Here is a 26,869-nt window from a genome sequence, read left to right as displayed (position 1 = left end):
CCCCCAGAGCGCACTGGTTCAAGAAGGCGCACTGGTTCGAGAACGACGGGTGTCCCGCTGAACGCCGCGGGCCCCGCACCGGCGGAACCGGTACGGGGCCCGAAACCCTGGGCGGGTCGGATCAGATGAGCCCGAGGCCGCGGACCGCCTCGCGCTCCTCCTCGAGCTCCTTGACGGAGGCGTCGATGCGGGCGCGGGAGAAGTCGTTGATCTCCAGGCCCTGGACGATCTCGTACGTGCCGTCCTTGACGGTGACCGGGAAGGAGGAGATGAGACCCTCCGGCACGCCGTAGGAGCCGTCGGACGGGATGCCCATGGAGACCCAGTCGCCCTCGTCGGTGCCGTTGACCCAGCTGTACACGTGGTCGATGGCGGCGTTGGCGGCGGAGGCGGCCGACGAGGCGCCTCGGGCCTCGATGATCGCGGCGCCGCGCTTGGCGACGGTCGGGATGAAGTCCTCGGCCAGCCACTTCTCGTCGTTCACGACCTCGGCGGCGTTCTTGCCGGCGACGGTGGCGTGGAAGATGTCCGGGTACTGGGTGGCGGAGTGGTTGCCCCAGATCGTCAGCTTCTTGATCTCGGAGACCGGGACGCCGGTCTTCTTCGAGAGCTGGGTCAGCGCGCGGTTGTGGTCCAGGCGGGTCATGGCGGTGAACCGCTCGGCGGGCACGTCCGGGGCGGCGGCCTGGGCGATCAGGGCGTTGGTGTTGGCCGGGTTGCCGACGACCAGGACCTTGATGTCGTCCGCGGCGTGGGCGTTGATGGCCTGACCCTGCGGCTTGAAGATGCCGCCGTTGGCCTCCAGGAGGTCACCGCGCTCCATGCCCTTGGTGCGCGGACGGGCGCCCACGAGGAGGCCGACGTTGGCGCCGTCGAAGGCCACGTTCGGGTCGTCCGTGATGTCGATGCCCTGCAGGAGCGGGAACGCGCAGTCGTCCAGCTCCATGGCGGTGCCCTCGGCGGCCTTGAGCGCCGGGGTGATCTCCAGCAGGCGCAGCTTGACCGGCACGTCCGCGCCGAGCAGCTGGCCGGAGGCGATGCGGAAGAGCAGGGCGTAACCGATCTGGCCGGCCGCGCCGGTGACGGTGACGTTCACGGGAGTGCGGGTCATGGCGTTCTCCGTATGACAGCTGGCGGTGGGGCGGTCCCTGCCCCGGGGTGCGGGATCCCGCTCCGGCTCGTGACCGGCGTCCACGATGATCGATCATCGGTTCGGATGATCGATCTCTTGGCGTCAAGAGAGATCCAGCGGTCAGGCTATCGCGCATCCGTGACCGCAGACGGCCGGGCTCCCTGTGGCCCGCCCCACAGAGTGACCGTACGCGTACTCGGGTATCCGGGAGGGCGCAAAAGGGGCGGCCGCTCCGTCCGGGAGAGGTGGGGGCGGGGCGGCCGCCGTCGGGGACCGACCGTGCCGGACTCCCGTGGGGGTATTCTCCGCGTGCCCGCCTTTCGCGCCCCCATTCACGTCCCCACGAATCCCCCACACATATGGGCCCGTACGGCCCACACGCGGCGCGTCCTACTCGGCGCAGCCCTTCTCGCCGGACGCGGCCAGGGTCACGCAGGCCTTCGCCTCGGTCGCGCTCTTGACCGGCACCATCATCGTGTACGTGACCGTGTCACCGGCCGCGGAGATGGTGTCGCTCTGCTTCGACGTGCCCGCGGTGATCTCGACGGTGTCGCCCTGCGTGGCCTGGGTGATGCGTCCCCAGGCCGCGCCGCACGTCTTGCTGTAGCGGACCTCCACCGTGGTGGTGCCGACGGTCCCGGTCTGCGACGTGGTGACGAGGTCACCGCTGCACCCCATGACCTCCGCGTCCTTGCCGTCGCAGCTCGCGCCGCTGCACTCCACACCCGGGGGCAGGTTCGCGTCGGTGGTCACGGTGGGCGACGGGGACTTCTGCGACTCGTCCTTCTTCTTGTCGCCCTCGGTCCCGACGACGTAGAACGCCGCGGCGACCAGGACCAGCGCCCCCACCGCACCGGCGATGAACGTCGACGTCCGCTTCTTGCCGCCGGAGCGGCCGGAGCCTCCCGAGCGGCCGTGACCGGACGTGCCCCGGGGCGGCGCGCCGTGCGCTCCCGGCGTACGGCCGCCACCGGCGGGCGGTGCGGTCGCGGCACCGGGGCCGCGACGGCCCGGCTGCGACCCGGCGGGCCCGGAGACGCCCCAGGAGTTGCCGGACGCGCCGTCCTCCCGGGCACCGCCGACGGCGTCGCGTACGTCCGAGGCCGTCGGCTGCGGCGGCACGCTCGGCGCGACACCGGCCGGTCCCGCGACACCCGGACGGACCGCGGCCCCGCCCTTGCGGGACCTGCCGCCCGACGGCCCGGACAGCTCGCTCAGCGCGGCACGCGCCTGCGAGATCCGGATCGCCTCCATGGTCATGTCGTGCCGCATCTCCGAGCGGCTCCAGGCGCGCTCGGCGAGCTCCCACATGGTCGTGAGGTGCATCGGGTTGGTCCCGGTGACCTCGGCCAGGGCCACGATCGCCCCCTTGGGCGCGAGCAGCCGGCCGTTCAGATATCGCTCCCAGGACGTCTTGCTGTAGCCCGTGCGGTCGGAGACCGACGCGACGCTCAGCCCACTGCGGTCCACAACCCGCCTGAGCTGGCTCGTGAACTCCCTGATCTGCGGATCGAGCTCATCCGGCAAGGCCTTCCAACGAGGCATTGCTTCCCCCCTCTTCCCCCCGGTTCGTGCTGGTTCTTCCCTCGCGCATGGTGCCCTCTGCCGAGTCCCCGTCCTGCTACCCACAGGGATGCCACAGGGAAGGGTCTCAGTTCCCGGGGTGGGGGCGCACGGGAGCATCAGGGCCGCAGGCGTGCAACGTCGCACGCCTGCCTGCTTGCGCTCCAGTGTCCCATCGGTCGCCCCCTCGACCGAACAGAACCCGGAACTGGTGAGCGGGATGTCCGGGACTGTCCCCATTGTTCATGCTGACCCCACCGTCCCCCTACTTCGTCGTACATCCCCGAACTTGTCAATACATCGACACAGACCGACACCCATCTGTCGCGGACACGTCGTGACGGCATCGCAGGCCTGTACGAGGATTCCGGGGGACGTAGCGGAACGGTCACTTCCGTGCCACAGCGGCCGGACAGCCGTTGAACAGGCACTTCGCCGTGCAGGAGTGTGGTGCACGGCGGCGGCCCGTCCTCTCACGGGGGTGTGGACGGGCCGCCGTTCGCGGCGATTCCGCGTCGGTCCGCCGGCTCAACCGCTGATCGTGAAGTGCAGCAGGTCCGCCAGGAACGGAATCCTCACCTTCGGCTCCGGCTGGACCATCAGCGCCAGCAGCACGATGCCCAGACCCAGCCCGCCGTACGTGACGATGTCCGTGAAGCGGGAGCGCACGGCCAGCATGCCCACGTCCGGCACCAGCCAGCGCAGCAGGGCCCCGGCCACCAGGGCCACGCCCACCAGCAGGGTGCCGAGCCGGAACTGGTCCACCGCGGTCACCAGCAGCCCCAGTCCGACCGTGAGCAGCACGGCCAGGATCGGCCACTGACGGGCGGGCGCGGGGGCGTCGCCCGGCGCCGCCCTGCCGCCGCCCTCGGGGCGCGCGGTGTCCCGGGTGAACAGCGGGAACCGGCGGGTGGTGCGGCGCGGCCGGCCCTCCGCGTCGGGCGCGCTGACGGGATCGCGGACCGTGACGTCCTCGGGCCGCTCCGGCGCCCCGGTGGCGTCGGTGACGTCCGGGGCGTCGGAGGCGTTCTGCTCAGCCGACACTGCGCTCCGCCGCCTCGACCACGTTGACCAGCAGCTGGGCCCGGGTCATGGGACCCACACCGCCGGGGTTCGGAGCGACCCAGCCGGCCACCTCGGCGACGCCCGGGTGGACGTCGCCCACGATCTTGCCCTCGGCGCTGCGGGAGACACCGACGTCGAGGACGGCGGCGCCCGGCTTGACGTCCTCGGGACGGATCAGATGGGCGCTGCCGGCCGCGGCCACGATGATGTCCGCCCGCCGGAGATGAGCCGCGAGGTCACGGGTGCCGGTGTGGCACTGGGTCACGGTGGCGTTCTCGCTGCGCCGGGTGAGCAGCAGCGGCATCGGACGGCCGATGGTCACCCCGCGTCCGACGACCACGACCTCGGCGCCCTTGATCTCCACGCCGTGGCGGCGGAGCAGGGTGATGATGCCGTTGGGGGTGCAGGGCAGGGGGGCCGGCTCGTTGAGGACGAGACGGCCGAGGTTCATCGGGTGGAGGCCGTCGGCGTCCTTCTCCGGGTCCATCAGTTCGAGGATGCGGTTCTCGTCGATGCCCTTGGGAAGCGGCAGCTGGACGATGTAGCCGGTGCAGGCGGGGTCCTCGTTCAGTTCCTTGACGACCGCCTCGATCTCCTCCTGCGTGGCCGTTCCCGGCAGTTCGCGCTGGATGGAGGCGATGCCCACCTGGGCACAGTCACGGTGCTTGCCTGCGACGTACTTCTGGCTGCCGGGGTCGTCCCCCACGAGGATCGTGCCGAGGCCGGGCGTGACGCCCTTCTCCTTCAGCGCCGCCACACGGGCGGTCAGATCGGACTTGATCTCGGCTGCGGTGGCCTTGCCATCGAGAATCTGGGCGGTCATGGCCCCATCCTCGCGGATGACCGGGCCCGGGTTCCAATCAGCCCGCATTCCGGGCCACGGCCGCGCACGCGGCCCTCTCTCCGGGCCCTTCCGTCCGAATCCGCCCAAGATCAGTGATGTTGCACTTGCACAACACATACGGCGTACGGCTGGACAAGGAAAGGAACGGTCAAGAACGATGAGTGGCACGGTGCCGCGGGCAGAACCGGGGGGACGGACCGCACCTGTAGAACTTCCTCCGCGCCGGCCCTCGCGTCGTCCCCGCACCTGGAGCGCAAACGGAGGAAGAACCGCCATGAGTTTCGGCGACCCGAACAACCCTTACGGGCAGCCGCCCCAGCAGCCCCCGGCGGGCCCCGGCTACGGCTACCCCCAGCAGCCCGGCGCCCCGCAGCAGGGCTACGGCTACCCCTCCGCCCCGCCGGTGTCCCAGCCGTACGGCGGCGGTTACGTCCCCACCCAGATGCCCGGCATCACGCGCGCCGCGCAGATCCTGCTGGCCGTCATCGCCGTGGCCCACGTCCTGATCGCGGCCGCCTACGGCAAGGCGCTGGGCGAGTGGGACGAGACGATGCTCGAGGCCGGCATCACCGGTGACGCCGAGGCCGAGCGCTACGCCGACCTGGGCAAGGGCGTCGTCGTCTTCTTCCTCGGCCTGGCCGCCGTCTTCGCGATCCTCGGCCTGGTGCTGCTGCTGCAGTACGCCAAGGGCGGCAACGGTGTCCGGGTCTGCTCGATCGTGTACGCCTCGTTCGCGATCGTCAGCGGCATCTTCTCGCTCGCCCTGTACGGCCTCGGCCTGGTCATCATGATCGTCTCGATCCTGGTGATCGTCTTCGCGGCCAAGCGGACCAGCGCGGAATGGTTCAGGCGACCGAGGTACTGAACCCCTGAGCGGATACCCGCCGTTCACCGCCGCAAGGGCCGTGTCCCACCCGTACCCGGGGGACACGGCCCTTGCGCGTGGTCGCGGCCGGCGCGCGCGTCGGCTCACGCGGGAGTTCCCGTGGTGCCCCGGTCCGCCGCCGTCCGCAGGGCCGCGCGCAGCACGGAGGCGCCCGCGGGGGTGAGGGTGTGCAGCACGGTCGGGCCGTTGCGGACCGTGGTGACGAGGCCCGCGTCGCGCAGCGCGGTGGCGTGTCTGCTCGCGGCCGAGGCGGAGACGCCGGCGGCGCGGGCGATCTCACCGGTCGTGGCGCCGCCGGACGCCGCGTGCAGGGCGACCGCGCGGGCACGCCCGAGCAGATTCGTCAGGGACCGCCCGGGGTCGTCGGCAACCGGTCTGCGGGCCTCGGGCTCGTGCAGCAACGAGTACCAGAGCACGGGAGGCAGCCCGGGGTCGGCGTAGGCGACCGGCTCGCCCCAGTTGAAGTACGACGGGACCAGCGTGAGCCCGCGGCCGTTCAGATGGAGGTCCCGGTCCTCCGCCTGCCGGGGGTAGGCGACCTCCAGGACGGGCGGGCGCCAGCGCAGCATGGGGCCGAGTCCGGCGAGCATGCCCTCCACCCCGCCGTCGAGCAGCCCGCGGCACCGTGCCGCCCGCTCGGCCTCGATGCGCGCCTGGACCTGCTCCCGGTGGGGGAGGACGACGGTCTCGTGGTACGCGCGCAGCACCCCCGCCAGCTCCTTGCGCACCGTGTACTCGCCCAGTTGCCGGCTCCAGGCGGGTGCTCCGACGGTCCGGTCGAGGATGCCGATCTCCTCCCTGACCCGGGCCGCCGGCGTGGCCAGGATCGCCTCCACGCCCGCCTCCAGACCGTTCACGGCGTCGACCGGGGTGAGGAAGTCCGGGAAGTAGGCGGCTCTCGGGTACAGGGGCAGCAGCACACTCCGCACGGCACGCTCCAGTTCCTTCTCCCGTATCCGCTGCCGTGCCGCGCGGTACCACCCGGCGTAGGCCCACCGCCCCCGCCGGGACTGGAACCGGTGCAGACTCGCGGTGACCTCGAAGAGCGGGTCCGGGGCGGGGGCGAGCCGGGTCCTGGCCAGATCCACATCGGTGAAGTGAATGCGGAGCATGTCGTTCCCCCAGGTGAGTTCGGATCGTGCTCTACAGCGCACCAGCGGTCGGCCGGACGATCGTAGGAAGCCGGGATCAAGATGCGATAAACAGGGGTTCAACGGGCATGCGGCCGGGATGTGGGCGCGTTGCTCTCACCCGCATTGCCGGGACACATCCTTCGCGCAGGACCGCCGGCCGGTGACCGACACGCGGCGGGCAGTTCCGGCAATGACGGGGCGTCAGGACTGCCTGTATCCGGCAGTGATCTCCGGCCCGGGGCGGTGCAAGGATGTCGGACGACGGCAGTCGCCGTCTTCCGTGAAAGCCCACACCCCACAGGTAGGTTCACGCATGAGACTGACCCGCGGTGTTCTGGCGGTGGCCGCCACTGCGCTCACGCCGGCCCTCCTCCTCACCGGTCCGGCGTTTGCCGCGGACTCGGCGCCGGCTCCCGTCGCCGTCACGGCGCCGGCCGCCACGGACGACCCCGGTACACCGGTGGACGAGATGTCGGAGGAGGAGCTGCGCGCCGCCATCGCCCGCATCCTGGCCGACCCGGACTCCGGCAGGGGCGTCGAGCGGGAGGCGAACGAGGCCCTCGACGGCACCGTGGAGGACATGCGCGAGTTCCTCAAGACCGGTTACCGGCTCGCGCAGTTCGAGGACGACCGGGTCGCCATCTTCACCATCCTCGGCAAACCCGACTCCGGCAAGGGCGTCATACGCGAAGCCACCGAAGCCCTCGAAGCAGGCACTCCGGAAGCCGCCCGCGCCTTCCTCGAAACCGGCTACCGGCTCGCCCAGTACGAGGACGACCGGGTCACCCTCTTCACGATCCTGGGCAAGCCCTACGCCGGAAAGCGCGTCAAGCAGGAGATCTACGCACTCCTCGACGCGCCCACCCCCGAAAAGCTCCGCACCTGGCTGGAGACCGGCTACCGGCTCGCGCAGGCCGAGGACGACCGCGTCGCCGTCGCGCGGATGCTGGCCGATCCGGACATCAGCGACGCGCTGCGCGCGGCCGCGGAAGAGGTCATCGACGGTACGCCGGAGGAACTGCGGCACTTCCTGGAGACCGGCCAGTACGAGGTGGACAAGTAGGGCACCTCCGCCCGGCCGCCGGTATGAGCGGCCGGGCGGACGACAGCCGTCAGTGGAAGAAGTGCCGCGTGCCGGTGAAGTACATGGTCACGCCGGCCTTCTCGGCGGCCTCGACGACCAGTTCGTCACGGACCGAGCCGCCGGGCTGGACCACGGCCTTCACTCCGGCTTCGGTGAGGATCTCCAGGCCGTCCGGGAACGGGAAGAACGCGTCCGAGGCGGCGTAGGAACCGGCCGCGCGCTCGGCGCCCGCCCGCTCCACCGCCAGCTTCGCGGAGTCGACGCGGTTGACCTGGCCCATGCCCACGCCGACGGAGGCGCCGTCCTTGGCGAGCAGGATCGCGTTGGACTTCACCGCGCGGCACGCCTTCCAGGCGAAGGCCAGGTCGGCCAGTTCGGCCTCGGACAGGGCCTCGCCGGTGGCCAGCGTCCAGGTGGCCGGGTCGTCGCCCTCGGCCTGGAGACGGTCGGTGACCTGGAGGAGGGCGCCGCCGTCGATCGGCTTCACCTCGACCGGAGCGCTCGGGGCCTCGGGGGCGCGCAGGACGCGGATGTTCTTCTTCTTGGTGAGGGCGTCGAGGGCGCCCTCCTCGTAGTCCGGCGCGACGATGACCTCGGTGAAGATCTCCGCGACCTGCTCGGCCATCTCCTTGGACACCGGGCGGTTGACCGCGATCACCCCGCCGAACGCCGACAGCGGGTCGCAGGCGTGCGCCTTGCGGTGCGCCTCGGCGACGTCCGCACCGACCGCGATGCCGCACGGGTTGGCGTGCTTGATGATCGCGACGGCCGGGGCGTCGTGGTCGTACGCGGCACGCAGCGCGGCGTCGGTGTCCGTGTAGTTGTTGTACGACATCTCCTTGCCGTGCAACTGCTCGGCCTCGGCGAGACCGCCCGTCCCCGACACGTAGAGCGCGGCGGGCTGGTGCGGGTTCTCGCCGTAGCGGAGGGTGTTCTTGCGCTCCCAGGTGGCGCCGAGGAAGTCGGGGAACCGCGAGTCGTCGACCGGGGCGTACTCGGAGGCGAACCAGGAGGCCACCGCCACGTCGTACGCGGCCGTGTGCTGGAAGGCCTCGGCGGCCAGACGCTTGCGGGTGGTGAGGTCGAAGCCGCCGTCGCGGACGGCCGCGAGGACGTCGGCGTAACGGGCGGGGCTGGTGACGACCGCGACCGAGGGGTGGTTCTTGGCGGCGGCGCGCACCATCGACGGGCCGCCGATGTCGATCTGCTCCACGCACTCGTCGGGCGTGGCGCCGGAGGCGACGGTCTCGCGGAACGGGTAGAGGTTGACGACCACGAGGTCGAACGGCTCCACGCCCAGCTCGGTCAGCTGCCGGCGGTGGTCGTCCAGGCGCAGGTCGGCGAGGATGCCGGCGTGGACCTTCGGGTGCAGCGTCTTGACGCGGCCGTCCAGGCACTCGGGGAAGCCGGTGAGCTCCTCCACCTTGGTGACGGGGACGCCCGCGGCGGCGATCTTCGCGGCGGTGGATCCGGTGGAGACGAGCTCCACGCCGGCCTCGTGCAGGCCGCGCGCGAGGTCCTCGAGGCCGGTCTTGTCGTAGACGCTGACGAGCGCCCGTCGGATGGCCCGCTTGTTGCTCTCGGCGGTCACTGGATAACTACCTTTCGTCCCTCAATGCGATAGCCGTTGCGGGCGAGCCGCCCCACGACCTCGACGAGCAGCCTTCGCTCGACTTCCTTGATGCGCTCGTGCAGAGCGCTCTCGTCGTCCTCGTCCCGGATCTCCACCACGCCCTGCGCGATGATCGGCCCGGTGTCGACGCCGTCGTCGACGAAGTGGACGGTGCAGCCGGTGACCCTGGCGCCGTACGCCAGCGCGTCCCGTACGCCGTGGGCGCCGGGGAAACTCGGCAGCAGGGCGGGGTGGGTGTTGACGAACCGCCCGCCGAAGCGCGCGAGGAACTCCTTGCCCACGATCTTCATGAACCCGGCGGACACCACGAGGTCGGGCTCGTGGGCGGCGACGGCCTCGGCCAGCGCCGCGTCCCACTCCTCGCGGGTCGGGTAGTCCCTGACCCTGCGGACGAAGGTCGGCAGCCCGGCGCGCTCGGCGCGGGCCAGCCCCTCGATGCCCTCACGGTCGGCGCCGACGGCCACGACCTCGGCCCCGTACGCCTCGGCGCCGGTGGCGGCGATCTCGTCGAGAAGCGCCTGCAGATTGGTGCCGGATCCGGAAACCAGCACGACGAGACGCCTGGCGCGCTGGCCGACGGGCTTGGCGGCCACGGTGGGGCCCTTTCTCGGGGAGCGTCTGCACGGTCGGCGGCACAGCGCTTTGTACATTCATACGAATGCTTCGGGGTCCCGTATACGGGGAAGCCTACGAAGCGGCCGACCGTCAGCAACGATACCGGCACACCGGGCGGCCCCCGCGGGACGGGGGCGTGGCCGGAAGGTAGCGTCTGGGAAGAGCCGGTCCGGGAAAGCGGGACCGGGACGCCTCGGGCGCGGGGAACGCGAACCGCGCACCGAGCGTTCACAGGATGACGGACCCGGGCCGCGGAGAGCCGAAGGGAACGCACCGGCTCACAGCTCAGTCGTAGTCGATACGTCGTGCGAGGCGGCTGCCGCCGGACCACGCCGTGCTTCATTAAGGGGAAGACGCTCACTTGACGCCGTACCGCAGCCTGCGACTCCTCACGTTCCCCCAGCAGTCGGCCCAGGGAGGGGAGCGTGGCGCCGTGCTGCTGCGGGAGCGCCCCTCCTCCCCGCCCGACGCCCCCCAGGGCCAGGGCAGCGGCGACGACCGGCGCCGTGGCTCCCAGGACTCCGAGGGTACGCAGGGCACCCAGGACGACAACCCGTTCGCGCCGCCGCCGGAGGGGACTCCCGACCGGCCCTGGCAGCCGAGGCACCCCTCGGGCGGGGAGGGCGGCGGCCGCTCCCCCTGGGGCCGCAACTGGAGCGACCGCCAGCCCGGCCGCTCCCCCGGCGGCTTCGGCGAGCGCCCGCGCGGCCCCGAGGGACAGGGCGGCGGGCCCCAGAGCCCGGGACCCCGCTGGGACCCCACGGACCCGGCCCAGCGCAGGGCGCGGTACGCCCTGCTGTCCGGCATGTGGGCTTTCTTCTTCGCCCTCTTCAGCTGGCCGTACGTCGTGTTGCTGCTGGGTGCCCTGGCCATGTACTGGGCCATCAGCGCCCTGCGCGCCAAGCCCCGCGGACAGGACCCGGACGCGCCGGCGCCCGAGCAGAAGGGCCGCCCGCAGACCACGGCCGCGGTGAGCGGTCTGGTCACGGCATCGCTGGCGCTCGCGCTGGTCGCCGCGTCCTTCGCCGCCCAGCTGGTGTACAGCGACTACTACACCTGTACCAACGACGCCCTCACCCAGGAGGCGCGCCAGGGCTGCAGCGACCTCCTGCCGGAGGAACTCCGCGGCCTGCTCGGCGAGGGCGAGTGACACCCGGGCCCGGGACCCGACCGCACACACCGCTTCACTGATCACCGGCCGAAGCGCCTCCGCGGGTCCCGTCCGGGCCGTCACGATCCGGGGGCGGGTACGGCCCGTCGGCCTCCGGTGACCCGGGGGACACCGGCGGAACCGGACCGCCCCCGTGCCACGCTTCCGGACCCCCGCCCGGGCGCCGGCCGTCGCGGGGCGAGGTGTGCGTGCCGATGTCCGGGACGTCGTGGTCGGGGAGCAGGTACGGCTCGTCCGGGTCGTCGTCCGGGATGGCGGGCGCCGGGTGCCGTCGCGTGGCCCGTGCGGCCGTGGCGGCCTTCTTGCCGTCCGTGCTCTCCGTGCCTTCCACACCTTCCGCTCCTTCCACACCTTCCGTGCCGAAGCGGAAGGAACGCAGGGAGCCGAACCGGCGGCCGTCCGCGGGACCCTGGCGCCGCCGGGGCAGCCGTCCGGGGCTGCCGGGCCCCGGGATGCGCCCCGCCGGGGCCCCGGTGAGCGGGCGTGCCCGCCAGGCCCGTACCGCCAGCGACGTCGCGGCCGCCACCGGTGCGAGCCACACCAGTGTCGCGCCCCCCACCTGCCACCACACCGGGCCGAACCGGGACAGCGCCGCGACCCCCAGCGGGCCGCCCGCGAGCGAGGCGAGCACCGACAGCAGGGCCGCGCACAGCGCCGCGGCGAGTACCGCCGCGCCCGCGGTCCGGCCGCGGGTCCAGACGGGGGCCGGCCCCCGTCCGCTGATCGTCGCGCCCCGCCCCACGAACCACCCGGCCACCACCCCGGCCACCATCGGCACCGCCCCGGCCGCCCAGTTCACCGGCGTGCCCGTCCCGGCGTCCGGCACCGCCGCGAGCAGCGGGAACGGCGGCAGCAGCGGGGCCGGCGCGGAGGCGAGCGGGGTCACCGGGGTGCCGCTGCCGAGGAGGAAACCGGGGCCGAGGGCATAGGCGGCCGCCCACACGGCGGCGTTGGGCGCCAGAGTGACGCAGAGCAGCAGCACGGCCAGCCATCCCGACCAGCCCTCGGTCAGCCGCAGGAACGCCTCGCGGGTCTCCCCTCCGTGCCACCCCAGGGACACCGCGAGAAGCAACGCCCCGCCGCCGACCAGCACCGTCGTCCCGGCCGCCGCCGCGCGCGCGGCGACACCGGGGCGGCCGTCCGGCCCCAGGACCAGGTGGCGTACGCGTCTGGGCAGCACCCGGCCCAGCACCCGCTCCAGGGGCCCGCTGGGACGGCCGTACGCCGACCACACCCCGCTTCCCGCCGCCAGCACGGCGACCAGGGGCACGCACACGCCCGTCCCCGCCCACGCGGGTCGCAGCCCGCCGCCGCCGGCGGCGTAGAGCGCGGTGGGCGCGGCGACGGCGAGGTAGCCGACGACGACGCCCGCCAGTGCCGTACGGCCGGGGACCAGCGGGGCCTCGTCGCCCGCGTCGCCGTCCGCGGCGTCCCGTGCGGCGCGGTGCAGCAGCCACACCGGCAGCGCGAGCAGCAGCAGCGGGGCGAGGCCCATGGGGGCGGGGACACCCGCGAGGGTCTCGGTGCGGATCAGTTCGGCGCCGTGCGCCAGCAGCCACAGGGACGCCGCGATGTGCAGGGCGCCGCCGGGTCCGCTGTCGGGGTAGGGCGAGCTGATCCACAGCAGCATCACGAGCACCGTGAACGCCGCGAGTCCGAGCCCGGCCGCGAGGGCGCCGCCGAGAAGGCCGGAGGCCAGCCCCGGCGAGCGGTCACGCATCCGGGTGAGCAGGGCGGCCGGCGTCGCACGGCGAGCAGTCAGCTGGGTCACGCCCGCCATGCTCCCAACGACACGCGCTTTCCCGGTGTAACGGGCGAAGCCCGGCTGTGTCGCTCAATATACGTTTATGTACTTTTCCGTACGGAGGGGCGTCCAGTGACACGGAGCCCCGCCACCCCGCTCCCCCCTCCCAAGGAACGCCGACGACTGCGCGAGGCACACGCGCTGACGCGTACTCAGCTCGCCGAGCGGGTCGGTGTACGGCCCGACACGGTGCGTTCGTGGGAGGCCGGCCGCAGCACACCGCGCGGCCGGAACCGGGAGACCTACGCGAAGCTGCTGGCCGGTCTGGCCGAGGCGGCGGAGGCGGCGGAGGCGTCCCCCGACGCCGGGGCCGGGATGTCCGTACCGAGTCGTCAGCAACAGGAGGCGCCAGCAGTGGTGACGGTGTGTCCGGACCAGCCGGGCGGCCGCACGGCGGTCACGCCGGATCCCTCCGGGTTCGCGCCGGCACCCCCGCCGGCTTCGGCACCGCGGGACGACGGTGCCGGGCTGACGCCCGCTCAGGCCTTCGACGCCCTGTACTCCTTCTGCGCTCCCGCGCTCGTCCGGCAGACGTATCTGCTCAGTGGCCGCCGCGGCCTCGCCCGCGAGTCCGTGGAGCGCGCCTTCCAGCTGGCCTGGGACCGCTGGCCCGAGGTGGCCCGCGACCCGGACCCGGCCGGCTGGGTGCGCGCCGCGGCCCACGAGTGGGCGCTGTCCCCGTGGCACCGGTTCCGCCGCCGCCACCGGGAGCCCGAACCGCCGCCCCCCGACGAGGACGACCGCACGCTCCTCGACGCCCTGCTGCGCCTTCCGCCGCCGTACCGCCGCACGCTTGTGCTGTACGACGGGGTCGGCCTGGGCCTGCCGGAGACGGCGGCGGAGACGGAGGCCACCACCCGGGCGGCGGCCGGTCGGCTGATGCACGCGCGGGAGACCGTCGCCGCCCGGCTGCCGGAGCTGTCGGACCCGCGGGAACTGCACCGGCGGCTGGCCGAGCTCGCGTCCACCGGACGGCTGCGGGCGGCCGAGCCACCCGCGGTGCGGGGCGGCAGCGAGCGCCGGGCACGCTTCTGGACCCGGGTGGCCATCGCCTTCACCGTCACGCTGATCGGCACCACGGCTCTCACCCTGCACACGTCCCCCACCCGGTACGAGCCGCCGGTGCCACCGGGCGAGACGGTCCAGGGCGTGCCGCCGCGGGTGGCGCCCGGCCCCCTGTCGGAGGAGGAGCGGGAGCTGCGCGCCAAGCTGCGGGAGGAGCTGCCGGGAGGACCGGAACGGCTGATGCCGCAGGCGCGATGACCCCCGCCCCGACGACGGCGGGCCCGTCCCCCCTGCGGGGAACGGGCCCGGCCGTGCCGTGCTCTGCGCGAGTGAACCGGCTCAGCCGGCGAGGATCGCGCGCGCCAGCTTCGCCGTCTCGGTCGGGGTCTTGCCGACCTTGACGCCGGCGGCCTCGAGGGCCTCCTTCTTCGCGGCGGCCGTGCCGGAGGAACCGGAGACGATGGCGCCGGCGTGACCCATGGTCTTGCCCTCGGGCGCGGTGAAGCCCGCGACGTAGCCGACGACCGGCTTCTTCACGTTCTCCTTGATGAACGCCGCGGCCCGCTCCTCGGCGTCGCCGCCGATCTCACCGATCATCACGATCAGGTCGGTGTCGGGGTCGGCCTCGAACGCGGCGAGCGCGTCGATGTGCGTGGTGCCGATGACCGGGTCGCCACCGATGCCGACGGCGGAGGAGAAGCCGATGTCACGCAGCTCGTACATCATCTGGTACGTGAGCGTGCCGGACTTCGAGACCAGGCCGATGCGGCCCGGCTTGGTGATGTCGCCCGGGATGATGCCGGCGTTCGACTGACCGGGGCTGATCAGACCCGGGCAGTTCGGGCCGATGATCCGGGTCTTGTTGCCCTTCTCCACGGCGTACGCGTAGAACGCGGCGGAGTCGTGCACCGCGATGCCCTCGGTGATGACGACCGCGAGCGGGATCTCGGCGTCGATGGCCTCGACGACGGCGGCCTTGGCGAAGGCCGGCGGCACGAAGAGGACGGACACGTTGGCGCCCGTCTTCTCCATCGCCTCGGCGACGGTGCCGAAGACCGGGATCTCGTTGCCGTCGATGTCGACGGAGGTGCCGGCCTTGCGCGGGTTCACGCCGCCGACGATGTTCGTGCCGTCGGCCAGCATGAGCTTGGTGTGCTTCATGCCCGTGGCACCGGTCATGCCCTGGACGATGACCTTGGAGTCCTTGTTGAGGAAGATAGCCATGGCTGTCTGAGTCCCTCTTCCTTACTTCGCAGCCGCGAGCTCGGCGGCCTTGTCGGCCGCGCCGTCCATGGTGTCCACGCGCTGCACCAGCGGGTGGTTGGCGTCGGAGAGGATCTTGCGACCCAGCTCGGCGTTGTTGCCGTCGAGACGGACGACGAGGGGCTTGGTGACTTCCTCGCCCCTGTCCTTCAGCAGCTGCAGCGCCTGCACGATGCCGTTGGCGACCTCGTCGCAGGCGGTGATGCCGCCGAAGACGTTGACGAAGACGGACTTGACGTCCGGGTCGCCGAGGATGATCTCCAGGCCGTTCGCCATGACGGCGGCGGAGGCGCCGCCGCCGATGTCGAGGAAGTTGGCGGGCTTGACGCCGCCGTGGGCCTCACCGGCGTAGGCGACGACGTCCAGGGTGCTCATGACGAGACCCGCGCCGTTGCCGATGATGCCGACCTCGCCGTCGAGCTTGACGTAGTTGAGGTTCTTCTCCTTGGCGGCCGCCTCGAGCGGGTTGGCCGAGGCCTTGTCCTGAAGGGCCTCGTGCTCCGGCTGACGGAACTCGGCGTTCTCGTCCAGGGAGACCTTGCCGTCCAGGGCGATGACGTCACCGGAGGCGACCTTGGCCAGCGGGTTGACCTCGACGAGGAGGGCGTCCTCGGCGACGAAGGTCTTCCACAGGGTGACCAGGACGTCGGCGACCTTGTCGGCGACCTCGGCCGGGAAGTTCGCGGCCTCGACGATCTCGCGGGCCTTGGCGGGGGTCACCCCCTCGTTGGCGTCGATCGGCGTCTTGGCGACGGCCTCCGGACGGGTGGCCGCCACCTCCTCGATCTCCATGCCGCCTTCGACGGAGGCGATGGAGAGGAAGGTGCGGTTGGCACGGTCGAGGAGGAAGGAGACGTAGTACTCCTCGACGATCTCCGGGGCGGTCTCGGCGATCATCACCTTGTGGACCGTGTGGCCCTTGATGTCCATGCCGAGGATGTTGGTCGCGTGCTCGACCGCCTCGTCGGGGGTGGCGGCGAGCTTGACGCCACCCGCCTTGCCACGGCCGCCGACCTTCACCTGGGCCTTGACGACGGACTTGCCACCGAGACGCTCAGTGGCTGCGCGGGCCGCCTCAGGCGTGTCGATGACTTCACCGGCCAGCACCGGTACATCGTGCTTGGCGAAGAGGTCCCTCGCCTGGTACTCGAACAGGTCCACGCGCTTCCGTCCCTATCAGTGATCTCGCGGTTCGTTGGATGCGTGGGCGTGCCGCGAAGGGCAACGTGACGTCCGCTGTGTCACAAGGGAGGCGCACACGGTGTCCGAGCGCGCGGCATGTCCGTCTCGCAGGTTATCGCCGCTTGGGTGACCTCTCTAAATCGCGGGTCACACGTGAGCGGTGATACCTGTCACATGATGCCGCCTTCTCTGGCACGGCGTGCCTGAGGTGAGGGGCCTCACCGGGCTGGGGTTGACCCGGTGAGGCCCTTTCGAACAACCCGGAAGGGCGGTGGACGCCCTGTTTCCGGGGTTGCGGGGGGGGGGGGGGGCCCCCCCCCCCCCCCCCCCCCCCCCCCCCCCCCCCAGTTGTGTGTCGCCGATGCAGAATCTCTCTTGTTTTCTTTTTCCTTTCCCCCCCCGTCCCCCTTCCCCCTCCGCCGCTGCTGTTTCGCTTTCGATTCGTAGCAGGATGACGTAGAGAGCAGGGGGGGTTTTTTTTTTTTTTTTGTTTTCCCCCCCCCCCCCCCCCCCCCCCCCCCCCCCCCCCCCTCCTCCCCCTCCCCCCCCCCCCCCCCCCCCCCCCCCCCCCCCCCCCCCCCCCCCCTCCGCGAGGTTGCGTCCGGACGAGCCGACGGCTTTCGGCTGTCCGGGTCCTGATGCCCCACGGAGTCCTTTGTTACCCGCGAGTCAGTAGCGGGTGGGAGGTGGGGTGGGGTGCGGGGCTCGAGCGCGGGGGTGGTCCACGGCGGTTTCTGCGCATTCCGGCTGGTTCCTGCCGGGCGGCGCACATCGGCCCGTCGGCTTGCGCGCCGGCTCACGCCGGGTTTCCCGCCCTGCCTGCCGTGCCCGCCGTGGCGTGAGGCCTGCCGCGGGAGGCATACCTGCTCACGCCTTCGCGCGCCCGCGCCCGCTCCGAGCGCGGCGCCGCCCTAGGCGGGTGAGACCGGCACGTCCCGGCACCGGTCCTGCGTCCCGGTCGCCTCGGCGCGCTCGGCGGGGCCGGGTACGAGCCGGGGCGCGGGCCGGTGGAACGCGGGGACGGAGCACGCGTCACCGTGTCGCTGCGTGCCGTGGTCCGCCGCCGAGCGGCTGCCCACGGCTCCGTCCGAACCGCCGTCGGCGGGGGCGTGGGGGGCGAGCGCCTTTCCGGCCGTCACACCGTCACGGTCCGGGGTGCCGCGTCCGTGGCCGCCCGGGTCCCCGTGGCCGGCGTGCGCCGTTGCGCCGGCGCCGGTGAGCGCCGGGCCGTGGTGAGCGGGGGCCGCGGTGCGGGCCGGTCCGTCCGGGGCGTCGGGGGTGTCGGAGGCGTCCGGAGCGGGCGCGTCGGGCGCGTCGGGCGCGTCAGGTGCCGCGGCCGGCGGGGCGGACGGCTGCTGCGGGCCGGGCGCGGTCGGCTCGGGAAGGGTGTGCGCGGGGTCGCCGGGCAGCCCCGGGATCTCCGGCAGCGGCGCGGACTGTTCCGGTCCGGGCAGGGCGGGCAGGGCGGGAACCCCTCCCGGTGCCTGGCCGAGCCGTTCGGTCACCGTGCCCACCAGCTCCCCGGCCGGCCGTACGACCCGCTCGTCCACGGACCGGACCACCGTCTCCGTCAGCGGACGGATCGGGTCGGCGGTCTCCGGGCGCGGCACGGTGAGGGCGTCGACGAGGGACCGGGCGGCGTTCGCATCGGGCGGAGTCCGCAGGTCGGCCGCCACCGCGACCGGGGACTCCTCGCGTACCGGCGCACCGTCCGCCGCCTGCGCCCGCTCCCCGCACAGCACGCCGAGCACGAACACCGCGCCCACCAGCAGCGCCAACTGGACCGTGCGCCGTCCGGCCGCCACGCGCATCGCGCGCAGTGCGGCATCGGACACGGCGGGGGACCAGGTCAAGGCGGGATTCCTCCCGGACGGCGGGGCGAGTGAGGATGTGGCAGCGGCCCACATCGAACAGCGCCGATCCTCGCACGCGCCTCCCGCGGTTGCGCAAGCCCTCCGTTGCCGATGGGCAGTCATGTCCGCTCTTACCGGCCCGAGTCCGCCCTCGTCATCCCGCGTCCGGTATCGGCAGCGGCCGCTTCTCGATCGCCGCCGCCATCACCTCCGGGAACAGATCGGGCGTGCAGGCGAACGCAGGTGCGCCCAGCGCCGCGAGCGCCGCCGCATGCTCCCGGTCGTAGGCGGGCGCCCCCTCGTCGGACAGGGCGAGCAGTGTCACGAACCTGACGCCCGACGCCTTCATCGCCGCTACCCGCTTGAACATCTCGTCGCGTATCCCCCCTTCGTAGAGGTCGCTGATCAGCACGACCACCGTCTCCGCCGGGCGGGTGATCAGCGACTGGCAGTACGCGAGCGCCCGGTTGATGTCCGTACCGCCGCCGAGCCGGGTGCCGAAGAGCACGTCGACGGGGTCGTCGAGCCGGTCGGTGAGGTCGACGACCGTCGTGTCGAACACGACGAGCCGGGTGTCGATCGACCGCATCGACGCGAGCACCGCCCCGAACACCGACGCGTACACCACGGACGCCGCCATCGACCCGGACTGGTCGACGCAGAGGACCACTTCCTTCTTCACCGACCGCGAGGCGTGCCCGTAGCCGATGAGCCGCTCGGGCACGACCGTCCGGTGCTCGGGGAGGTAGTGCTTGAGGTTGGCCGCGATCGTGCGGTTCCAGTCGATGTCGTGGTGGCGGGGCCTGCTGACGCGGGCACTGCGGTCCAGGGCGCCGGTGAGGGTGGCCCGGGTGCGGGTGGCGAGCCGCTTCTCCAGGTCCTCGACGACCTTGCGCACGACGGCCCGCGCCGTCTCCTTCGTGGTTTCCGGCATGGCCTTGTGGAGCGACAGCAGGGTGCCGACGAGATGGACGTCGGCCTCGACCGCCTCCAGCATCTCCGGTTCGAGCAGCAGCGTGGCGAGCCCGAGCCGGTCGATGGCGTCCCGCTGCATGACCTGGACGACGGACGAGGGGAAGTAGGTCCGGATGTCCCCGAGCCAGCGGGCCACCGACGGTGCCGACGCCCCGAGCCCCGCCGAACGGTCCCGCCCCGCCTGTGGTGTGTCCCCCCTTCCGTAGAGCGCGGTGAGCGCACCGTCCATCGCGGCGTCCCGCCCGGACAGGGTGCGGCCGGTCCCGTCGGCCGCGTCGCCGCCGAGCACGAGCCGCCATCTGCGCAGCCGCTCCTGCGCCGGGTCGGTCGTCGCGTCCCCCATGGGCGCCTCCACCGGTGGTCGTGTGCCCGTCATGCCGTCACCCCCGCCGGTCCGGCGTCCGCTGTCTTCTCGTTCGCGTGCGGGCCCAGCAGCAGCCGCACGACCGGCAGCACGGCGTCCGCGCGCCCGGTGTCCAGGCCGGGCCCGAAGCCGGGCAGGCCGGACACCACGAGCGCGCTCCCGCGGGCCCCCGGTCCGCGCCGGACGAGCTCACCGAGGGTGCGGCGCACCCCCGGTTCGTAGGCGGAGAACGTCCGCCGCAGCAGCGGCAGTACATCGGTGAACGCCTCCGCCGGTACGCCCGTCAGCCACGCGTCGACCAGCCCGAGCAGCCGCTCGTCGTGGACCAGCAGCAGCCCGCCGCCGGGGCCGCCGCCGACGAACCCCTCGATCCACGCGGCCGCGTCCGCCGGCGGTGTGCCCGGCGACAGCACGAGCCCCATGAGCCGCGCCGCCTCGTCCTGCGCCAGCCCTCCGTCGTCCAGCAGCAGCCGCACGGAGCGCCCCCGTACGACGCCGGGCACGGTGTCCCGGGCGGCCAGCGTCCGCAGCACCGACTGCCAGCGGGCGCGCAGTCTCCCGTGGCCCGGTGCGGGGGCGTCGCCGAGGAGGCCCACCGCCCCGTGCACCGCGTCGACGTGGTCCCGCATCTCCTCGGCCGCGTCGGCGTCCAGTGCGGCGCAGGCCGGGGGCAGTCCGACGAAGACCCGCTCGGCGAGACCGGCGGCGACCCCGGCCAGCGACGCGGTGTCCGTGCCCCGGACGTCGCCGTAGCGCAGTGAGCGGACCAGGGCGGGCAGCGCCTGGGCGAGGTGGCCGACGTCGGTGTCGAGGGCCGCGCGGTCGGCCAGGATCCGCATCACCGTGGGCAGCGCCTCGGACAGCCCCGCCAGCAGGCAGTGCTCGGCGAGCCCGGTGATCTCCGCGAGGCCCCGCGCGGCGACGGCGTCCGCCTCGGCCCTGGCCGTCGCGGCGGCGAGGACGGTCGTCCCCCACACCCCGGCCTCGGCGACCCGCACGGACAGCTCCGGCTCCCAGCGCAGCCGCCATGTCTCACGGAACGTCCCCGTGCTGCCGCGTGAGACGGCGGGCTCGCCCCAGCCGATGCCGAGCAGCCGCAGCCGGTGCAGCAGCCTGCTGCGCTCGGCGTCGGTCTCCTTGCGCAGGTCGAGCTCCAGCTCCCGCTCGGCCGCCTCCGGTCTCAGCCGCAGCCGGCGCTGGATCCGCGTGAGGTCCCGCTGCAGCGGCACGGCGGGCGCGGTGGCCGGCACCTCCCCCAGGACGTCGCCGACGACCAGCCGGTCGTGCACCAGTGCCAGCGGCACGTCGGAGCCCTCGCACATCACCGCCCGCACCGCGTCGGTCGTCTCGCCCAGCCCGGGCAGCGGCCGCCCGCGCATCGCCGCAAGGGTCTCCGCCAGCCGCACGGCCTCGATGACGTGCGCGGACGACACGGTCATGTCCTCGGCCCGCAGCAGCTCCGCCACCTTGGTCAGCCACCGTTCCACCGGTCGGTCCGGGGCGTCGAACAGATGTCCGTACCAGCCGGGGGAGTCGATGCCCGCGCCGTAGCCGCTCGCCCGGGCGAGCCTGCGGTGGGTCCAGGGCACCCAGGTCATGTCGGTCCTCACCTTGGGCAGCCCCTTCAGCAGGGCCCGGTCGGCGGCGACGGTGGTGCTCCGCCGGAGCGCGGGCACGTGCCAGGCCCCGCAGACGACGGCCACACCCTTCCCGCACTCCCGTCGCGCCGCGCGGATGCGCAGCCGCATATGGGCTTCACGCACCAGGTCCCGCTCGTGTCCCCCGCTGCCGTACGCCTCGCGGAGGGCGGTCATGGCCTCCTCGAGCGCGGTGAAGGGCGCGACCGGGTCCCCCTTCCCGACGCCCCGGTGCTCGACGACGTCCTCCCACCAGCGCTCGGCGTCGTCGTACCCGGCGGCCGCGGCGAGCACCCCCAGCGGATCGACCCGCACGTCGGCGCCCGCCGGGTCGCCCGCACCGGCCGCGGGCTCGGTCCCACCGTCCTCGTCGGCGTCCTCCTCGTCCCTCGCCCGGGCCAGTGTGTGCGCGGCGGGCAGGTCGATGAAGCGGGCCGGGACGCCGTGCTCCACCGCCCAGCGGATCGCGGCCCACTCCGGGGAGAACCCGGCCAGCGGCCAGAAGGCCGAACGGCCGGGCTCGTCCACCGCGTGGGCGAGCAGGGCGACGGGAGGCCGCATGTCCTCCTCGGCGGCGAGCGGGACCAGAGCGTCCGCCTCCGGCGGGCCCTCGATCAGCACCATGCCCGGCCGGGCCTCCTCCAGCACGGCCCGCACCGCCCGTGCCGACCCGGGACCGTGGTGCCGCACCCCGAGGAGCAGCGGTCCGCCGGCTCCCTCCCTCCCGCGGCTCATGGGCCGGCCTCCCGGCAGGCCCGGTAGAAGTCCTTCCAGCCCTCCCGCTCGCGGACGACGGTCTCCAGGTACTCCTGCCAGACGACGCGATCCGCCGCCGGGTCGCGGACGACCGCGCCGAGGATGCCCGCGGCGACGTCCCCGGCCCGCAGCACGCCGTCGCCGAAATGGGCGGCCAGCGCCAGCCCGCCCGTGACGACGGAGATCGCCTCGGCGGTGGACAGCGTGCCGCTGGGCGACTTGAGCTTCGTCCGCCCGTCGGCCGTGATCCCGTCGCGCAGTTCACGGAAGACGGTGACGACGCGGCGGATCTCGTCGATGCCGTCGGGCACGGCCGGCAGGTCGAGGGAGCGGCCGATCTGGCCGACCCGGCGGGAGACGATGTCGACCTCCGCCTCTGCGGTTTCCGGGAGCGGCAGGACCACGGTGTTGAACCTGCGGCGCAGGGCGCTGGACAGCTCGTTGACCCCGCGGTCGCGGTCGTTGGCCGTGGCGATCAGGTTGAACCCGCGGACCGCCTGCACCTCCTGGCCGAGTTCCGGTATCGGCAGCGTCTTCTCCGACAGGATCGTGATCAGCGTGTCCTGGACGTCGGCCGGGATGCGGGTCAGCTCCTCGACGCGGGCCGTCATGCCCTCCGCCATGGCCCGCATCACCGGGCTGGGCACGAGCGCGTCCCGGCTGGGGCCGTGGGCGAGCAGCCGGGCGTAGTTCCAGCCGTAGCGGATGGCCTCCTCCGGTGTGCCGGCCGTGCCCTGCACCAACAGCGTCGAGTCACTGCTGACCGCGGCGGCCAGGTGTTCGGAGACCCAGGTCTTCGCCGTGCCGGGCACTCCGAGCAGCAGCAGGGCGCGGTCGGTGGCGAGGGTGGTCACCGCGACCTCGACGATCCGGCGCGGACCGACGTACTTGGGTGTGATCACCGTGCCGTCCGGCAGCGTGCCGCCGAGCAGGTAGGTCGCGACGGCCCACGGCGACAGCCGCCAGCGGGCGGGGCGCGGCCGGTCGTCCTGCGCCGCCAGCGCGGCGAGTTCGGCGGCGAAGGCGTCCTCGGCGTGCGGCCGCAGCTTCTCCGTCTCCACAGACACAGTCATGGCTGAGTCCCCCTCCACCTCGGCCGGTTCGGATCTGTCACCAACCGTGCACCACGCCACTGACAATCACTCCGACCTGCACGAACGAGGTCCACAGGCCGATTGTCAGTGCCGGGATCTAGTTTCGGTGGCATGACTCAGCAGGGGGTGCGCTGGACCGCGGACCAGGTGCTGGCACTGGCACCTGACCCCGCGTCACGCAAGGCGGGAAGCGAACTCGGCGTGGCCGGGCCGTGGTCGGAGACCGGCCGTTCCGGTGAGGGGACGGCGTGGGGGCTGTGCACGGGCGGCGGGGGCACGCCGCACAGGACGGTCGTCGACCTCGCGGACGCCTCCGGGCCCGCCTACATGTGCAGTTGTCCGAGCCGCACGTTCCCGTGCAAGCACGCGCTCGGTCTGATGTTGCTGGGGGCGGGCGGGGACGAGGCGCTGCCGCGGGCGCAGGAGCCGGACTGGGCCGGGCGGTGGATCGCCGCCCGGCGCGCCCGGGCGGAGGACGGGCTGGCCGGGGGCTCCTCCGGTGCTCCGGGCGCTCCGCCGGGACCGGCGGACCCGGAGGCGGCGCGGCGCAGGGCGGAGCGCCGGGCCGAGCGGATCACCGCGGGCGCGGCGGAACTGGAGCAGCGCCTGGCCGATCTGCTGCGCGGCGGTCTGGCCTCGGCCGAGCAGTCCGGATGCGGCCTGTGGGAGGAGACCGCGGCCCGCATGGTGGACGCCCAGGCGCAGGGGCTGGCCGCCCGCGTGCGGGAGCTGGGGGCGCTCCCGGAGACCGGAGCGGGCCGGCCGGTGCGGCTGCTGGAGGAGTGCGCGCTGCTCCACCTCCTGGCCCGGGGCTGGCTGCACCGGGACGAACTGCCGGAGGGGCTGGCCGCGACGGTCCGTTCCCGTATGGGCCTGTCCGCCGCGGCGGACGGCCCTCCGGTGCGGGACCGCTGGCTGGTCCTCGCCCAGTACGACACGGCGGACAGCCGTCTCACGACCCGCCGCGTCTGGCTGTACGGCACCGGCTCGGGGCGTACGGCGCTGCTCCTCTCCTACGGCGCGGCGGGCCGCTCCCCGGAGCTCGCCCTGCCGGTCGGGCTGGCCCTGGACGCGGAGGTGTCCGCCTACCCGGGCGCGGGGCAGGTGCGGGTGGCCCTGGGGGAACGGTTCGCGCCGCCCGGGCCGACGGCGGCGCGGCCGCCGGGCACGACGACGGGCCGGGCGGTCGCCCGCTACGGCGAGGCGCTGCGCGACGACCCCTGGCTGGACTCCGTGCCGGTGACGCTGGACCGGGTGATACCGGTCCCGGACGGTGACGGCTGGCAGCTGGCCGACGCCGATGAGGGCGCGGCCCTGCCGCTCACCCGAGCCGCGCGGTCCCGCCCCGGTCTGTGGCGCCTGGTGGCTCTGTCGGGCGGCGCCCCGGTCAGGGTCTTCGGCGAGTGCGGCCATCAGGGGTTCACCCCGTTGGCGGCATGGCCCGAGGGGCCCGGGGAGGCGGTGCCGCTGTGCTGAGCCGTCACCCCGCCCACCCCGGGAATTTTTCGGGCACCACTGGACACTCGGTGCACCTGAGTCATCGGCCGTACCGGGACACCCGTCGGAAGGGATGCTCATGAGCAGGACGACCGCCGCTGTGGAGGCACCCCTCCCGGACGACTGGGAGGAGCTGGTCACCACGGCCCTGCTGGGGACGGACCGGCGCGCTCCGGCAGGCGTCGCACCCGGTCCCCGGGCGGCGTCGGCACTGCTGGACGCGGCGGCCCTGGCGACCGTGCGGCGACGGGCGGGACTGCTGCCCGCACGAGCCGCCGAGCGTCCGCGGCCCGCCCCGCCGGACCCGCGCCCTTTGCTGCCGTCCGCCGCGGCGCGCAGGCTCACGATGCTGCTCGCCGACCGCCCCGGCTCCTTCGGAGGCGGACGCCGGGGCTCGGCACCTGATCTGATGGAGCTGCTCCCGCAGTGGCTGGCCGCGGCGAACGCCCACGGTTACGCCCCGCCGCCCGCGGTGCTGCCCGCCCTGCTCGACGCGGCCCGGGGACGCACGGACCTGCGTCCGGCGGCGCTGCGGTTCGCCGGTCCGCGCGCCCTGTGGCTGGCCCGGCTCAATCCTGACTGGCGGTTCGCCCTGCGCTCCGCACCGGGCGGCGGCACGTCCGGACCCGGCCTTCACGACACGGACGGGATACGGCGCCTCTGGGAGGAGGGCCTCTTCGCCGAACGGGTCGCCCTTCTCACCGCGCTGCGCTCTCGCCGGCCCGACGCCGCACGCGGACTGCTCGAGTCGACCTGGGCCACGGAGCGGGCCGAGGACCGGCTGATGTTCCTGGACTCGCTGCGCACCGGTCTGGGCCCGGACGACGAACCCTTCCTGGAACAGGCCCTGGGCGACCGCAGCCGCAATGTACGGGCGACGGCGGCGGAGTTGCTGTCGGCGCTGCCCGCCTCGGCACTGGCTCACCGCATGGCGGTCAGAGCGGGTGCCTGTGTGGCCGTCGACCACACAGGGGACGTACCGACGATCACCGTCGAGGCGCCGCACGAGTGCGACGCGGGTATGGAACGCGACGGTGTGGTGGCCAAGGCCCCGGCGGGCCGGGGCGAGAGGTCCTGGTGGCTCGGCCAGTTGGTGGAAGCGGCCCCGCTGGACACCTGGTCGCGGCGGCTCGGCGGGCGCACACCCCGGGAGATCGTGGCCCTGCCGGTGGCGGACGACTGGCAGGGCGAACTGCACGCGGCCTGGTGCCGGGCGGCAGTACGGCAGCGGGACGCGGCGTGGTCCCGGGCGCTGCTCGCGAACCCCTCGGCACCGGAGGCGGGCGGCCCCGGAGCGGTGTCCCTGGCCGAACGGGCCAAGCTGCTCGGCACGCTGAACGCCGCCGAACGGGCCCAGTGGGTGGCCGGGTTCATCGAGACGCACGGCCTGTCCGAGGCGTTCCAGCTGCTCGGAGTGTGTGCCGTGCCCTGGGCTGCGCCGGTCGGACGGGCGGTGGTCGACGCGCTCAACATCGCGCGTGACGCAGGGAGTTATCCATGGAGTTTCAGCGGAGTCATGGGCCTGGCCGAACGCTGCCTGGACCCGTCCGAGGCCGGCCGCCTCGACGCGCTCCTGGCGGTGCCGGACGAGCCGGAGAACGCGTCACCGGGAGCCGGGGGCTACTGGTCGGAGGCCTTCCAGCGCCTGGTCACCACCCTGCGCCTCCGCGCGGCCATGCTGGCGGAACTGGCCCCGCCCGCCCCATGACCCCCGACCGGGCCACGCCCACCGCGGGCAGTCGCGCCGGCGGGAGGGCACGGGTGGGCGCGCCGGCACCCCGCGGGCGCCGGGCCGCACGGCCCACCCCCGACCCGTACCGGCGCCAACGCGGCGGGACGGCCCTACGCCTGCGCGGGCTGGCGGGCGTTGGCGCGGACCCAGTCCACGATCGACGCCGTGGTCGCACCCGGCGTGAAGATCTCCGCGACGCCCTTCTCCTTCAGCGGAGCGATGTCCGCCTCGGGGATGATGCCGCCGCCGAAGACCAGGATGTCCGCCGCGTCCCGCTGCTCGAGCAGCTCGATGACCGCCGCGAACAGCGTGTTGTGCGCCCCGGAGAGGATGGAGAGCCCGATCGCGTCGGCGTCCTCCTGGATCGCGGTGTCGACGATCTGCTCGGGGGTCTGGTGGAGCCCGGTGTAGATCACCTCCATACCGGCGTCGCGCAGCGCCCGCGCGATCACCTTGGCCCCGCGATCGTGGCCGTCGAGCCCCGGCTTGGCCACCACCACGCGGATCGGTCCGGCTGCCACACCCATCACTGCCTCCATGAAGCGACTACATCCATCCGTACCGACAAGTACCGCACACAT

General features: G+C 73.5%; 21 protein-coding genes. 6 read left to right on the top strand and 15 right to left on the bottom strand.

The features are described from left to right. Positions 1–121 precede the first annotated feature (121 nt). The 4 genes from ACZ44S_RS34400 to ACZ44S_RS34385 form a co-directional block, all read right to left on the bottom strand. Entirely contained in the window at positions 122–1,111 is a 990-nt protein-coding gene (locus ACZ44S_RS34400) for a malate dehydrogenase (protein WP_466936436.1), read from the bottom strand. A gap of 411 nt (positions 1,112–1,522) precedes the next feature. Continuing rightward, positions 1,523–2,677, bottom strand: a complete 1,155-nt coding sequence (locus tag ACZ44S_RS34395) for a helix-turn-helix domain-containing protein (RefSeq protein ID WP_466936433.1) — start codon at positions 2,675–2,677, stop codon at positions 1,523–1,525. Positions 2,678–3,223: 546 nt separating this feature from the next. Next, the gene (locus tag ACZ44S_RS34390; protein WP_466936430.1) at positions 3,224–3,739 is read right to left on the bottom strand and encodes a DUF3017 domain-containing protein; all 516 of its coding nucleotides are present in this window, start codon (positions 3,737–3,739) and stop codon (positions 3,224–3,226) included. Further along, positions 3,729–4,583 carry a bifunctional methylenetetrahydrofolate dehydrogenase/methenyltetrahydrofolate cyclohydrolase gene (locus tag ACZ44S_RS34385; protein WP_466936426.1) on the bottom strand — a complete coding sequence of 285 codons (855 nt, stop codon included), beginning with the start codon at positions 4,581–4,583 and terminating at the stop codon, positions 3,729–3,731. Before ACZ44S_RS34385 ends, ACZ44S_RS34390 begins: the two co-directional genes overlap by 11 nt. Before the next feature lie 295 nt (positions 4,584–4,878). Between ACZ44S_RS34385 and ACZ44S_RS34380 the strand changes: the two genes are divergently transcribed. Beyond that, on the top strand, positions 4,879–5,469 hold the full coding sequence (locus tag ACZ44S_RS34380) for a hypothetical protein (protein WP_190161193.1): 591 nt from the start codon (positions 4,879–4,881) through the stop codon (positions 5,467–5,469). A 104-nt stretch (positions 5,470–5,573) separates the two neighbouring features. On the opposite strand, the gene ACZ44S_RS34375 is transcribed toward ACZ44S_RS34380, so the two are convergent. Continuing rightward, positions 5,574–6,602 (bottom strand): MarR family transcriptional regulator, encoded by a 1,029-nt coding sequence (locus ACZ44S_RS34375; RefSeq protein ID WP_466936423.1) that lies wholly within the window; start codon positions 6,600–6,602, stop codon positions 5,574–5,576. A gap of 334 nt (positions 6,603–6,936) precedes the next feature. Here ACZ44S_RS34375 and ACZ44S_RS34370 point away from each other — a divergent pair, with 334 nt between their 5' ends. Further along, positions 6,937–7,686, top strand: a complete 750-nt coding sequence (locus ACZ44S_RS34370; RefSeq protein ID WP_466936420.1) for an ALF repeat-containing protein — start codon at positions 6,937–6,939, stop codon at positions 7,684–7,686. A 49-nt stretch (positions 7,687–7,735) separates the two neighbouring features. On the opposite strand, the gene purH is transcribed toward ACZ44S_RS34370, so the two are convergent. After that, positions 7,736–9,298 (bottom strand): bifunctional phosphoribosylaminoimidazolecarboxamide formyltransferase/IMP cyclohydrolase, encoded by a 1,563-nt coding sequence (gene purH, locus ACZ44S_RS34365; RefSeq protein WP_466936417.1) that lies wholly within the window; start codon positions 9,296–9,298, stop codon positions 7,736–7,738. After that, entirely contained in the window at positions 9,295–9,933 is a 639-nt protein-coding gene (gene purN, locus ACZ44S_RS34360) for a phosphoribosylglycinamide formyltransferase (protein ID WP_466936414.1), read from the bottom strand. Before purN ends, purH begins: the two co-directional genes overlap by 4 nt. 383 nt (positions 9,934–10,316) lie before the next feature. Here purN and ACZ44S_RS34355 point away from each other — a divergent pair, with 383 nt between their 5' ends. Further along, positions 10,317–11,105, top strand: a complete 789-nt coding sequence (locus ACZ44S_RS34355; protein ID WP_466936411.1) for a hypothetical protein — start codon at positions 10,317–10,319, stop codon at positions 11,103–11,105. A 34-nt stretch (positions 11,106–11,139) separates the two neighbouring features. Here ACZ44S_RS34355 and ACZ44S_RS34350 read toward each other — a convergent pair whose 3' ends face one another. Continuing rightward, positions 11,140–12,906 (bottom strand): cell division protein PerM, encoded by a 1,767-nt coding sequence (locus tag ACZ44S_RS34350; protein ID WP_466936408.1) that lies wholly within the window; start codon positions 12,904–12,906, stop codon positions 11,140–11,142. 96 nt (positions 12,907–13,002) lie between these two features. Between ACZ44S_RS34350 and ACZ44S_RS34345 the strand changes: the two genes are divergently transcribed. Then, positions 13,003–14,193, top strand: a complete 1,191-nt coding sequence (locus ACZ44S_RS34345; RefSeq protein ID WP_466936404.1) for a helix-turn-helix domain-containing protein — start codon at positions 13,003–13,005, stop codon at positions 14,191–14,193. A gap of 81 nt (positions 14,194–14,274) precedes the next feature. On the opposite strand, the gene sucD is transcribed toward ACZ44S_RS34345, so the two are convergent. From sucD to ACZ44S_RS34315, 6 genes are all read right to left on the bottom strand, one after another. After that, positions 14,275–15,159 (bottom strand): succinate--CoA ligase subunit alpha, encoded by an 885-nt coding sequence (sucD, locus tag ACZ44S_RS34340; RefSeq protein WP_466936401.1) that lies wholly within the window; start codon positions 15,157–15,159, stop codon positions 14,275–14,277. 21 nt (positions 15,160–15,180) lie between these two features. Then, the gene (sucC, locus tag ACZ44S_RS34335; RefSeq protein WP_351997486.1) at positions 15,181–16,359 is read right to left on the bottom strand and encodes an ADP-forming succinate--CoA ligase subunit beta; all 1,179 of its coding nucleotides are present in this window, start codon (positions 16,357–16,359) and stop codon (positions 15,181–15,183) included. Positions 16,360–17,291: 932 nt separating this feature from the next. Then, complete coding sequence (locus tag ACZ44S_RS34330; RefSeq protein ID WP_466936398.1) at positions 17,292–18,233, bottom strand: hypothetical protein; 942 nt, start codon at positions 18,231–18,233, stop codon at positions 17,292–17,294. A gap of 154 nt (positions 18,234–18,387) precedes the next feature. Then, positions 18,388–19,551, bottom strand: coding sequence for a VWA domain-containing protein (locus ACZ44S_RS34325; RefSeq protein WP_466936396.1), 1,164 nt, complete (start codon positions 19,549–19,551; stop codon positions 18,388–18,390). A gap of 29 nt (positions 19,552–19,580) precedes the next feature. Further along, positions 19,581–21,944 (bottom strand): DUF5682 family protein, encoded by a 2,364-nt coding sequence (locus tag ACZ44S_RS34320; protein WP_466936393.1) that lies wholly within the window; start codon positions 21,942–21,944, stop codon positions 19,581–19,583. After that, entirely contained in the window at positions 21,941–23,038 is a 1,098-nt protein-coding gene (locus ACZ44S_RS34315; RefSeq protein WP_466936390.1) for an ATP-binding protein, read from the bottom strand. The genes ACZ44S_RS34320 and ACZ44S_RS34315 overlap by 4 nt, the downstream gene beginning before the upstream one ends. Positions 23,039–23,170: 132 nt before the next feature. Here ACZ44S_RS34315 and ACZ44S_RS34310 point away from each other — a divergent pair, with 132 nt between their 5' ends. Together ACZ44S_RS34310 and ACZ44S_RS34305 are read left to right on the top strand one after the other, a co-directional pair. Then, a complete protein-coding gene (locus ACZ44S_RS34310) occupies positions 23,171–24,535 on the top strand; it encodes an SWIM zinc finger family protein (RefSeq protein WP_466936387.1) in 1,365 nt (454 codons plus the stop codon). A gap of 100 nt (positions 24,536–24,635) precedes the next feature. After that, positions 24,636–26,264, top strand: coding sequence for a DUF5691 domain-containing protein (locus tag ACZ44S_RS34305; RefSeq protein ID WP_466936384.1), 1,629 nt, complete (start codon positions 24,636–24,638; stop codon positions 26,262–26,264). Between the two features lie 134 nt (positions 26,265–26,398). Here ACZ44S_RS34305 and ACZ44S_RS34300 read toward each other — a convergent pair whose 3' ends face one another. Then, entirely contained in the window at positions 26,399–26,815 is a 417-nt protein-coding gene (locus ACZ44S_RS34300; protein WP_190161176.1) for a cobalamin B12-binding domain-containing protein, read from the bottom strand. Positions 26,816–26,869: the final 54 nt, after the last annotated feature.

This window comes from Streptomyces malachitofuscus, from assembly GCF_055571035.1.
Note: the sequence above shows the minus strand (reverse complement) of the source record. Positions and strands in the feature narration are given on the sequence as shown.

What these genes read in the sequence shown, in the direction of transcription:
- ACZ44S_RS34300 (WP_190161176.1), bottom strand. Translation starts at nt 26,815, where the DNA reads ATGGGTGTGGCAGCCGGACCGATCCGCGTGGTGGTGGCCAAGCCGGGG.
- ACZ44S_RS34385 (WP_466936426.1), bottom strand. Translation starts at nt 4,583, where the DNA reads ATGACCGCCCAGATTCTCGATGGCAAGGCCACCGCAGCCGAGATCAAG.
- ACZ44S_RS34350 (WP_466936408.1), bottom strand. Translation starts at nt 12,906, where the DNA reads ATGGCGGGCGTGACCCAGCTGACTGCTCGCCGTGCGACGCCGGCCGCC.
- sucD (WP_466936401.1), bottom strand. Translation starts at nt 15,159, where the DNA reads ATGGCTATCTTCCTCAACAAGGACTCCAAGGTCATCGTCCAGGGCATG.
- ACZ44S_RS34395 (WP_466936433.1), bottom strand. Translation starts at nt 2,677, where the DNA reads ATGCCTCGTTGGAAGGCCTTGCCGGATGAGCTCGATCCGCAGATCAGG.
- ACZ44S_RS34315 (WP_466936390.1), bottom strand. Translation starts at nt 23,038, where the DNA reads ATGACTGTGTCTGTGGAGACGGAGAAGCTGCGGCCGCACGCCGAGGAC.
- ACZ44S_RS34310 (WP_466936387.1), top strand. Translation starts at nt 23,171, where the DNA reads ATGACTCAGCAGGGGGTGCGCTGGACCGCGGACCAGGTGCTGGCACTG.
- ACZ44S_RS34305 (WP_466936384.1), top strand. Translation starts at nt 24,636, where the DNA reads ATGAGCAGGACGACCGCCGCTGTGGAGGCACCCCTCCCGGACGACTGG.
- ACZ44S_RS34375 (WP_466936423.1), bottom strand. Translation starts at nt 6,602, where the DNA reads ATGCTCCGCATTCACTTCACCGATGTGGATCTGGCCAGGACCCGGCTC.
- ACZ44S_RS34370 (WP_466936420.1), top strand. Translation starts at nt 6,937, where the DNA reads ATGAGACTGACCCGCGGTGTTCTGGCGGTGGCCGCCACTGCGCTCACG.
- ACZ44S_RS34325 (WP_466936396.1), bottom strand. Translation starts at nt 19,551, where the DNA reads ATGGGGGACGCGACGACCGACCCGGCGCAGGAGCGGCTGCGCAGATGG.
- ACZ44S_RS34380 (WP_190161193.1), top strand. Translation starts at nt 4,879, where the DNA reads ATGAGTTTCGGCGACCCGAACAACCCTTACGGGCAGCCGCCCCAGCAG.
- ACZ44S_RS34400 (WP_466936436.1), bottom strand. Translation starts at nt 1,111, where the DNA reads ATGACCCGCACTCCCGTGAACGTCACCGTCACCGGCGCGGCCGGCCAG.
- ACZ44S_RS34320 (WP_466936393.1), bottom strand. Translation starts at nt 21,944, where the DNA reads ATGAGCCGCGGGAGGGAGGGAGCCGGCGGACCGCTGCTCCTCGGGGTG.